The sequence below is a fragment of the Rhizobacter sp. OV335 genome, assembly GCF_900142965.1.
Lineage (GTDB): Bacteria > Pseudomonadota > Gammaproteobacteria > Burkholderiales > Burkholderiaceae_C > Rhizobacter.
Genome location: NZ_FRCQ01000017.1, coordinates 138,088 through 148,537 on the forward strand (window position 1 = coordinate 138,088; position 10,450 = coordinate 148,537).

The following is a 10,450-nucleotide window of genomic DNA, read 5'->3' on the forward strand; positions in this document are numbered from 1 at the left end:
CGAGGGTCCCCGATGCCGCACCGCCTGCCGCCGCCGACACCGGAAGAGGGGCGCCTGTTCCGCTCGCTGTTCTCGGCCTACCCCGATGCACTGCTGCTGGTCGATGCGCAGGGCCTGATCGCGCGGGCGAACCCGGCGGCCGCCTTGCTGCTGGGCTACGAGCTCGCGGAGCTGGTCGGCCTGCCGGTCGACGCGCTGGTCCCCGACAGCATCCGCCCGCGCCATGCGGCCTACCGCGGCGCCTACGGCATGAGCCCGAAGCCGCGGCCGATGGGCACGCAGCTCGAGCTGACCGCGCGCCGCAAGGACGGCAGCGAGGTGATGGTCGAGATCGCGCTCAGCCCGCTGCAGGACGACGGCCTGCCCTACGTGGTCGCGGCGATCCGCGGCATTGCCGGCTACCCGCGCGTGCAGCAGGCGCTGCAGCAGGCCCGCTACAGCGAATACATCGCCAAGCTCGCGCGGCTGGCGGTCGACACCCGCGACCCGCAGGCGCTGCTCAGCCAGGTGCCCCGGATCGCCGCGGAAGGCATGCAGGCCGAGACGGCGGTGGTCTGGCTGCTGGAGCCGAACCGGCTCGAGTTCCGGCTCGCCGCCGGCGTCGGCCTGGGCGGCGCCGAGGTCGAGGGGCGGCGCCTGCCCAATCGTCCCGACACGCCGGCCGGCTTCGTCGTGGCCGAAGGCAAGCCGGTGCTGGTGTCCGACTACGCCCGCGAGACCCGCTTCAAGGTACCGCCCGACTACCTCCAGCGCGGGCTGGTCAGCGGCCTGGCCGTGCCCCTGTCCGACCGCGGCAGCATCGTCGGCACGCTGGCGGTGCGCAGCCGCGAGGCCCGCCGTTTCGGCGACGACGAACTGCGCTTCCTCGACTCGCTGTCCAGCCTGCTGGCGACCAGCCTGCAGCGCGCGCAGACCGAGGAGCAACTGAGCCATGCGCAGCGCATGGAGAGCGTCGGCCAGCTGACCGGCGGCATTGCGCACGATTTCAACAACCTGCTGACGGTGATCCAGGGCAACCTGCAGGTGCTCGAGTTCGAGCCGCAGGTGGCCGACGAGCCGCGCCTGCAGCAGATGCTGGGTGCCGCCACGCGCGCGGCCAAGCGGGGCGCCGAACTGACCGGCAAGCTGCTGGCGTTCTCGCGCCGCCAGCGCCTGGTGCCCACGCGCGTGGAGCCGGCGCTGCTGCTGCGCTCGCTGGCCGACATGCTGCACCGCACGCTCGACGAGCGGGTGCAGATCGTCGTCGACGCCGCCGAGGCGTGCCCCGGCTGCCGGGCCGATCCCGGGCAGCTGGAGTCGGCCTTGCTCAACATCGCGATCAATGCGCGCGACGCGATGCCCGAGGGTGGCACGCTGTCGTTCGCATGCCGGCCGTGCCGGCGCGTGCCGACGGAACTGGCGGCCGAGCTCGGCGAGGCCGCGGCGGCCGACGACGGGTTCGTCGAGATCAGCGTCTCGGACACCGGCCACGGCATGTCCGAGGCGGTGCGCGACCGCGCGTTCGAGCCGTTCTTCACGACCAAGGAGGCCGGCCGCGGCACCGGGCTCGGGCTGAGCACGGTGTACGGCTTCGCGAAGCAGTCGAACGGTGCGGTCGTCATCGATTCGGCGCCCGGGACCGGCACGCGCGTCACGCTGTACCTGCCGCGCTTCGATGCGCCGGGCCGTGCCGAAGCGCGCGGCGTGGCGCCGGCGGTGCTGGCGCCCGGCCTGCGCGTGACGGTGGTGGAAGACGATCCGGAGGTGCTGGCGGTGTGCCGCAGCTTCCTGCTCGCACTGAAGTGCGAGGTGACGGCCCATTCGAGCGCCGAGGCGGCGCTGGCCGCGCTGGAGCGGGCCGAGCCGGTCGACCTGCTGCTCAGCGACGTGATCCTCGGCGCCGGCATGCGCGGCACCGAACTCGCGCGGCGCGCCACCGCGCTGCGGCCGGCGCTGGCGGTGCTGCTGATGTCGGGCTATTCGTCGGAGGCGATGGTCGGCGACAGCAGCGCCGGCCTGCCGTGGGAGCTGCTGCGCAAGCCCTATTCGCGCGAGGAGCTCTCCGAGGCGATGGTCCGGGCGGTCACTGCAGCACCCGCGACTGCGGCGTCATCGCCGCCTGGATGAACGACGCGAGCGCCTCGGTGCTCGCGATGCACAGGTCGCGCCGGCCCTTCTCGGTGAAGCGGATCACGTTGCTGCGGGCCATGCGCGACAGCGCGCGGCTGACGCTCTCGAGCGTCATGCCGAGGTAGTTGCCGATCTCGGCGCGCGTCATGCGCAGCGTGATCTGGTCGGCGCGCAGGCCGCGCTGCGACAGCGATTCGGCCCAGTAGCGCAGGAAATCGGCGACGCGCGCATCGGCCGGCAGCGTGCCCAGCGACAGCAGCGAGTCGCGGTCGCGCGAGATCTCGCGGCTCATCGCGGCGTGCAGCAGGCCCAGCAGTGCCGGCTGGCGGGCGGCGGCCAGCAGCAGCGTGTCGTAGCGGATCGTCCAGACCTCGCCGGTGTCCATCGCGATCGCGTCGCAGCCGTACTGGCCGTGCGCGATGCCGTCGAAGCCCATCCAGTCGCCCTTGAAGTGCAGGCCGACGACCTGCTCGCGGCCATCGGCCGCGACGTTCAGCGTCTTGAAGAAGCCGGAGTTGATGATGTACAGGCACTGGAAGCCCTGGCCACCCTGGAACACCGTGTCGCCGGCGTGCACGATGCGGCGCTGCAGGTCGACCGATTCGGCCAGCAGCTTCAGCGAGTCGTTGACCCGGGCGCACACCGCGGCGGCATCGGGGCGGGCCGCGCCGCGCGCTGCCGCCGGGATCGCCGCCGGCATCTGCATGAGAGCCGGCATCGGAGTCGGCATCGATAGGCGGCTGGCGGATTCGGTGTGCGGCGTGGCGATGTGCATGGCGGGCTCCTGGTGTCTTGTGGAATGGACGAGAGCTTGGGAGCCGCCTGTCAATGCAGCGCGACCGGCGGGGGTCGCTGCGTAACAGCGCGTGAACCGTCGGTGTCCGGCGTGTATCAGCCGCGGCCCCTGCGCCGCGGCTTGACGGGCATCAAGGGCGACGCGGCCGCTCCCGCTAGGCTGCTTCCACGCCCGCCGAAGGGCATTGCAATGGAGCCATGGAGAGGCGAGCGCGATGGCCTACAGCTTGAAGAACCGCAGCCTGTTGTCGTTGGACGAGCTGGACGCGCGCGACATCCAGCAGCTGCTGGCGCTGTCGCACGAGCTCAAGCGTGCGAAGGCGGCCGGCACCGAGCAGCCGACGCTGCGCGGGCGCAACATCGCGCTGATCTTCGAGAAGTCGTCGACGCGCGAGCGGTGCGCGTTCGAACTGGCAGCGCACGACCAGGGCGCGCACGTCTCGTTCATCGGTCCGGACCATTCCCCGATGCACGAGGCGGAAAGCCTGAAGGACACCGCGCGCGTGCTGGGCCGCCTGTACGACGCGATCGAGTACCGCGGCTTCGCGCGCCAGACGGTGAGGACGCTGGCGGCGCATGCCGGTGTGCCGGTCTACAACGGATCGCCCGACGAGTTCCACCCGACGCAGGTTCTGGCCGACCTGATGACGATGCAGGAGCACTGCGACAAGCCGCTGCGCGAGATGCGCGTGGCCTGCCTCGGGGATGCCCGTTGCGACAAGGGCGATTCGTTGTTGCTGGGCGCGGCGCTGACCGGCATGGACCTGCGCATCGCGGCGCCGCGGGCGCTGTGGCCGGCCTGGCAGCTGCAGGCACAGTGCGAGGCGCTGGCCCGCGTGAGTGGCGCGAAGCTGACGCTGACCGAGCTGCCGCTGCAGGCGGTGGCGGGCGTCGACTTCATCTACACCGATGTGCGGGCGGCGATGGGCGAGTCGGACGCAGCCTGGGCGGAGCGGATGGCCTTGCTTCGACCGTACCAGGTGACTGCGCGGCTGATGGCGGCGGCGGGCAATCCGTCGGTCAAGTTCATGCACGGCCTGTCGGCCGAGGCGACGGAGGAGGTCTTCGAGTCGCCGGCCTCGATCGTGCGGGACCAGGCGGAGAACCGGATGCACGCGATCAAGGCGCTGCTGGTGGCGACCTTGGGATGAATGGGCGTTCTACTGAGCTGAATCAACCCATTGCGGCGGCACAGGCGTACCGTCGAGGCATGTCGCAACGCCTCGCCCCCGCGAACCCGATCCGCACGATCCTGATGCTGGCGGACACCTCGCCGCGCACCACGGCCCGGCTCACGGTCGCGCGCGAACTGGCCGAGCGCCACAACGCCGAAGTCACCGCACTGTTCGCCGCGACGCCGCTGCGCGCCCAGACCGACGGGCGCTTCGGGGCCGTGGCCGGCGCCGCCTCCGCCATCGGCGAACCCGACCTGCGCGAGCTGGCCCGCGACCGCCTGCTGCACGACATCACCGGCGGCGAGGAGCTCTCGCGCGTGCGCTGGGCCGAGGTCGTGCGCGAGCCGGTGCTGCAAGCCGTCGTCCAGCATGCGCTGTGCACCGACCTGCTGGTGCTCGGCCAGCGCGACCCCGCGATCCCGGGCCACGACCTGCCGGCCGGCTTCACCGAGTCGCTGCTGATCGAGAGCGGCAAGCCCGCGCTCATCGTGCCCGGCACCGGCATCGCCGCGTCCGCGCCGGAGTGCGTGCTGGTCGCCTGGAAGCCTTCGCGCGAGGCCGCCCGTGCCGTCACCGCCGCCTTGCCGTTCCTCGTGCAGGCCCGCGAGGTGCACGTGGCCAGCTGGTCACGCAGCGCGGTCGTCGGTGCCGCCGGCGGGCTCGACATCGTCGGCCACCTGAAGGCCCACGGCATCACGCCCGTCCTGCACCAGCGCGGCCACGAACCGCGCTCCATCGGGGCAGAACTGACGACGCTGGCGGCCCAGGTCGGCGCCCAATGGCTGGTGATGGGCTGCTACGGCCACGGCCGGCTGCGCGAGCAGGTACTCGGCGGCGCCACCCGCTCGCTGATGCACACCGCCCGGCTGCCGCTGCTGATGGTTCATTGAGATCGAACGTTCCCATCCCGGTTTCCACCACGACGAAGGAGAAAGACCATGAAGATCCTGCTGGCTGTCGATGGCAGCGCCTGCACGAAGCAGATGCTGGCCTACCTAGCCGCCCACGACGAGTTCCTCGGCGCGGGCCACGACTACACCGTGCTCACCGTGACGATGCCGGTGCCGGCCCATGCGAAGGGCTTCTTCGACCGCGAGACGGTCGAGACCTACTACCGCGCCGAAGCCGACGACGTGCTGAAGCCGGTGAGGGCGTTCATCGCCCAGCAGACATGGCGCGCCAGCTTCGTCGAGAAGGTCGGCCACGCGCCGTCCGTCATCAGCGAGATGGCCGACGGCGGTCGCTTCGACCTGGTGGTGATGGGCTCGCACGGCCACTCGGCCCTCGGCTCGGTGGTGCTCGGCTCGGTGACGAACCGCGTGCTGAACCACTGCAAGACGCCGGTGCTCGTCATCCGCTGACCGGCAGCCCCTGCAGCGGCAGCACCAGGCGCAGCGCGTCGCTGTCGCCGCCGTGCTGCGCGAAGCCCAGGCGCTGCATGAACGCACGCATCCCCACGTTGTCGTGCAGCACCAGGCCCACCAGCCGCTGCGTGCCCTGCGCGGCCTGGTAGGCGATCAGCTTGTCCATCAGCAGGCGGCCCAAGCCGCGGCCCTGCAGGTCGCTGCGCACGACGATCGCGAACTCGGCCTCGAGGTTGTCCGGGTCGATTGCCGCGCGGGCCACCCCGAGCGTCTCGCTGCCGCCATCCGTCCCCGGGCGCACCGCGACGAAGGCCATCTCGCGGGCGTAGTCGATCTGCGTCAACCGCGCGAGCTCGCTGTGCGCCAGTTCGCGGCGCGCGTTGAAGAAGCGGAAGCGCAGGTCGTCGGGGCTCAGCTGCTCGACGAAGCGGCGGTGCGCCGGCTCGTCCTCCGGGCGCACCGGCCGCAGCACCAGCGTCTCGCCGTGCCACTGGATCGTCTCGACCAGTGCATCGGGATACGGCCGGATCGCGAAGCGCTGCGCACCGGCGACCGGCACGCGGCTCAGCCGGATGCGCGCGTCCAGCGCCAGCACGCCGTCGTGGTCGGCCCACAGCGGATTGATGTCGAGCTCGGCCAGCTCCGGCAGGTCGGCCAGCATCTGCGACACCGCGACCAGCGCGTCGCCCACCGCATCGAGCCGCGCGGCCGGGTGGTCGCGGTAGCCGGCCAGCAGGCGCGACACGGCGGTGCGCGACACCAGCTCGCGCGCCAGCGCCCGGTTCAGCGGCGGCAGCCCGATCGCGCGGTCGGCCAGCACCTCGACCGCGGTGCCGCCGTGGCCGAGCATCAGCACCGGGCCGAAGCTCGGGTCGATGCTCGCGCCGACGATCAGCTCCTGCGCCATCGGCCGGCTCGCCATCGCCTGCACGTTGAAGCCGCCGAGGCGGGCCTGCGGCTGCGCGGCGCGCACCGTGTCGAGCATGCGGACGGCCGCCGCGCGCAGCGCCGCCTCGTCGGCCAGGCCGAGCGCGACGCCGCCGACGTCGGACTTGTGCGTGATGTCCGGCGAGACGATCTTCAGCGCCACCGGGTAGCCGATGCGGCCGGCCGCTTCGACGGCCGCATCGGCGTGGGCGTCGACGCGCAGCGTCGCCACCACCGGGATGCCGTAGGCCGCCAGCACCGCCTTGGCTTCGTGCTCGTGCAGCATCTCGCGGCCGTCGGCCAGCACCGCGTCGATCACGCGGCGTGCGGCCGCGAGGTCGGGCGCCGCATTGGCGCTGGCCGACGGGGTCTCCAGCAGCGTGGCCTGGTTGTGCCGGTAGCAGCGCAGCATCGAGAACGCGTTGACCGCCTCCTCGGGCGTTGCGTAGTCGGCCACGCCGGCCCCGGCGAACAGGCCGCGTGCCTCGGCCACCGCACCGTCGCCGAGCCAGCAGGCCATCAACCGGCCGGTGGCGTCGCGGGCCAGCGGCAGCAGCGAGCGCGCGATGTCGGCGCTCGGCACGATCGCGGTCGGCGCATGCATGAACAGCACCGCGCCGGCCCGCGGTTCGGCCAGCACTGCCTGCAGCGCGTCGACGTAGCGCTGCGCCGGCGCGTCGCCGATGATGTCGACCGGGTTGCCGTGCGACCAGGTGGCCGGCAGCACCGCATCGAGGCGGGCCAACAGCGCCGGCGTCAATTCGGCCAGCGGCACGCCGGCCCGCGCCGCGGCATCGGCGGCCAGCACGCCGGCACCGCCGCCGTTGGTCACGAGGGTCAGCGTGTCGTCGCGGTTGGCGCCGAAGCGCGCGAGCGTCTGCGCCGCGACGAAGAGTTCCTGCAGCGTGTCCACCCGCAGCATGCCGGCGCGGCGGATCGCGGCGTCGAACACGATGTCGGAGCCGGCCAGCGCGCCGGTGTGCGACGCCGCGGCGCGAATGCCGTTGCCGGCGCGACCGGCCTTCACGACGATCACCGGCTTGTTGCGCGCCGCCGCGCGCGCGGCCGACATGAACTTGCGCACCGTGGCGGTCGAGCCGCCGATCGATTCGATGTACAGCAGGATCGCGCGCGTGTGCGCATCGCTGGCCAGGTGGTCGAGCAGGTCGCCGAAATCGACATCCGCATGCTCGCCGAGCGACACCAGGTGCGAGAAGCCGACGCCGCGCGCCTTGGCCCAGTCGAGCACCGCGGTGACCAGCGCGCCCGATTGCGAGATGAAGGCGATGTTGCCGGGCAGTGCATCGGTGTGCGCGAAGCTCGCGTTCAGCCCGAGCCGCGGCGTCAGCAGGCCGAGGCAGTTCGGCCCGAGGATGCGCAGCACGTGCGGCCGCGCGGCATCGAGCACCGCCTGCTTCTGCGCGGCGCTGAGCCCGGCCGTCATCACGATGGCGGCGCGCGTGCCGAGCCGGCCGAACTGGTCGATCAACGCGGCCAGCGTGTCCGGTGGCGTGCACAGCACGGCCAGGTCGGGCGCGGCCGGCAGCTGGTCGGGGCGCGTGAAGACCGGCTGCCCGTCGAGCGTGCGCAGCCGCAGGTTGAGGGCATGCAGCGGGCCGCGGAAGCCCGCGCGCAGGTTGCGCCAGACGGTCGCGCCGACGCTGGCAGGGCGGTCGGAGGCGCCGGCCACGGCGATCGATCGGGGTTCCAGCAGGTGGTCGAGGTGGCGGACGCTCATGGTTCAGTGTGACATCGTGGCTTTGGGGTGTCTGCGTGCGTGGGGGTCTTCTTGACGTGGCGCAAGCCGCGGCGCGGGCGCACACCGAAGAATGGATCCGTTCAATCCATCGTCGAGGGGGAGATTCCATGGACCTGCCGATCCAGCCGGCGAGCAACCTGGCTTGCACGCGGCGCCGCTTCATTGCGCTGGTGCCGGCCGGTGCGGCGCTGCTCGTGCCGGCCGTCCACGCCAAGCCGAAACCGGCCCCACCGCCGGACCCGTCGACCTTCGCGCACCTGGACGAGCGCGACCCGCATGCGAAGGCGGTCGGTTACGTCGAGGACGTGGCACGCGTCGACCGCAAGGTCTATCCGAAGTTCACGGCCGGCAGCACCTGCGACAACTGCGCGCTGTACCGCGTGCCGGCGCAGCCCTGGTCGGAGTGCACGCTGTTCCCGCGCAAGCTGGTGGCGGCCAAGGGCTGGTGCGACGCCTACGTGCGACGTGCCGGGCCCTGATCTGACCTGACCTGCTCTGACCTGACAATGGTGCGATGACCCTCGACGATCCGATCCTGTCCCACGCCCGCACGCTGACCGAACTGTTCGACGCGCGCGTCCTGCGCAGCCCCGACGACACCGCTTACCACCGCTTTGATCCCACCGCGAGCCGCTGGGTCGCGCTCAGCTGGCGCGAGGCCGCCGCCGCGGTGCAGCGCTGGACGCAGGCACTGGCCGCGCTGCGCCTGCCGGGCGGCGCACGCGTCGGGCTGCTGCTGCCGAACGGCGTCGAGGCCGTCTGGGCCGACCTGTCGACGATGGCCTGCAGCTGCGTGCCGGTGCCGATGCATGCGCTCGACAACCCGGCGAGCATCGCCTACATCCTCGGCGACTGCGAGGCGGCCGTGCTGATGGTGCAGGAGGTGGCGCAGTGGGAAGCGATCCGTGCCGCCGGCGTCGCGTTGCCGGCGCTGCGCTGCGTCGTCGTGGTGGGCGCAAGCGCCATTGCATCCGCCCAGGGCGGCGCCATTCCCGTGATCGCGTTGGGCGAATGGCTGGCCGCCGGCGCGCAGGCTGCGGGCCTGCCGGCCACGCCGCCGCAGCCCGATGACCTGGCCGCGGTCGTCTACACCTCGGGCACCACCGGCAAGCCGAAGGGCGTGATGCTGACGCATGCCAACGTGGTCGCGAACGTGATGGCGGTGCTCGCGCACGTCGCGCCGGGGCCGGACGATGTCTTCCTGTCGTTCCTGCCTCTGTCGCACACCTTCGAGCGCACGGCGGGCTACTACCTGCCGATCGCCGCCGGCAGCAGCGTCGCGCATGCGCGTTCGGTGGCGTTGCTGGCCGAGGACCTGCGGACCGTGCGGCCGACCGTGCTGATCTCGGTGCCGCGCATCTACGAGCGGGTGCGCGCGCAGCTCGATGCGCGGCTGGCCGGCTCGCGCGCGAAGCGCTGGCTGTTCGAGGCGGCGCAGGGCGTCGGCTGGCGGCGCTTCTGCCGGCGGCAGGGCCTTGCCACGGCGGCCAGCCCCTGGGCCGCGGCCGAGCTGCTGGTCGCGCCGCTGCTCGACGCGCTGGTGGGCCGCCCGCTGCGCGCGAGCTTTGGTGGCCGGCTGCGGGTGGCGGTCAGCGGCGGCGCGCCGCTCGCGCCGGCGCTGGCGCGCTGCTTCCTCGGGCTGGGCGTGCCGGTGCTGCAGGGCTATGGCATGACCGAGACCGCGCCGGTGGTGGCGGCCAACACGCTGGAGCACAACGACCCGGCCACCGTCGGCATCGCGCTGCAGGGCGTCGAGCTGCGGGTGGGCGAGAACCGCGAGCTGCAGGTGCGTGGCCCGAACGTGATGAAGGGGTACTGGAAGCGGCCGGAGGACAGCGCCCGCGCCTTCACCGACGACGGCTGGCTGCGCACCGGTGACCAGGCCTCGATCGACGAGGGCGGGCGGGTGCGCATCCTCGGGCGCATCAAGGAGATCATCGTCACGTCGACCGGCGAGAAGATCGCGCCGGCCGACCTGGAGCTCGCGATCGCCGCCGATCCGCTGTTCAGCCAGGTCTTCGTGCTCGGCGAGAACCGGCCGTTCATCGCCGCGGTGGCGGTGCTCGATCGCACGCAGTGGCAGGCGTTCGCGCAGTCGCTGGGCGTCGACCCGGCGCAGCCCGAGAGCCTGAACCTGCCGGCGGTGCAGCAGGCCGCGCTGCGGCGCATCGCGCAACAGGCCGCCGCGTTCCCGCGCTACGGCGTGCCGCGCGCGGCGTGGCTGAGCCTGGAGCCGTGGACGGTCGAGAACACCTTGATGACGCCGACGCTGAAGCTCAAGCGGCACAACCTGATGGCGCGCTTCGAGCAGGAGATCGAAG

8 protein-coding genes are annotated in these 10,450 nt (G+C 72.4%); 6 read left to right on the plus strand and 2 right to left on the minus strand.

Features of this window, described 5'->3' with window-relative positions; genetic code table 11:
• Positions 1-12 precede the first annotated feature (12 nt).
• A complete protein-coding gene (locus tag BUE42_RS18415; protein WP_083614252.1) occupies positions 13-2,106 on the plus strand; it encodes an ATP-binding protein in 2,094 nt (697 codons plus the stop codon).
• On the opposite strand, the gene BUE42_RS18420 is transcribed toward BUE42_RS18415, so the two are convergent.
• Positions 2,063-2,884, minus strand: coding sequence for a Crp/Fnr family transcriptional regulator (locus tag BUE42_RS18420; RefSeq protein WP_235002438.1), 822 nt, complete (start codon positions 2,882-2,884; stop codon positions 2,063-2,065). The genes BUE42_RS18415 and BUE42_RS18420 overlap by 44 nt on opposite strands.
• 235 nt (positions 2,885-3,119) lie before the next feature.
• On the opposite strand from BUE42_RS18420, the gene argF reads away from it, so the two are divergent.
• From argF to BUE42_RS18435, 3 genes are read left to right on the plus strand one after another with little or no spacing between them, the layout of a single operon-like run.
• Positions 3,120-4,055, plus strand: coding sequence for an ornithine carbamoyltransferase (gene argF / locus BUE42_RS18425; protein WP_073466702.1), 936 nt, complete (start codon positions 3,120-3,122; stop codon positions 4,053-4,055).
• 59 nt (positions 4,056-4,114) lie between these two features.
• Positions 4,115-4,969: a universal stress protein gene (locus BUE42_RS18430; protein ID WP_083614253.1), complete on the plus strand. Its 855-nt coding sequence runs from the start codon at positions 4,115-4,117 to the stop codon at positions 4,967-4,969.
• A 48-nt stretch (positions 4,970-5,017) separates the two neighbouring features.
• The gene (locus tag BUE42_RS18435; protein WP_073466703.1) at positions 5,018-5,440 is read left to right on the plus strand and encodes a universal stress protein; all 423 of its coding nucleotides are present in this window, start codon (positions 5,018-5,020) and stop codon (positions 5,438-5,440) included.
• On the opposite strand, the gene BUE42_RS18440 is transcribed toward BUE42_RS18435, so the two are convergent.
• Positions 5,430-8,108: a bifunctional acetate--CoA ligase family protein/GNAT family N-acetyltransferase gene (locus BUE42_RS18440; RefSeq protein WP_073466704.1), complete on the minus strand. Its 2,679-nt coding sequence runs from the start codon at positions 8,106-8,108 to the stop codon at positions 5,430-5,432. The two genes, BUE42_RS18435 and BUE42_RS18440, sit on opposite strands and share 11 nt — an antisense overlap.
• Positions 8,109-8,236: 128 nt before the next feature.
• Between BUE42_RS18440 and BUE42_RS18445 the strand changes: the two genes are divergently transcribed.
• Entirely contained in the window at positions 8,237-8,608 is a 372-nt protein-coding gene (locus BUE42_RS18445; RefSeq protein ID WP_073466705.1) for a high-potential iron-sulfur protein, read from the plus strand.
• 35 nt (positions 8,609-8,643) lie between these two features.
• A partial coding sequence (locus BUE42_RS18450) for an AMP-dependent synthetase/ligase (protein WP_073466706.1) occupies positions 8,644-10,450 on the plus strand: 1,807 nt, incomplete at its 3' end.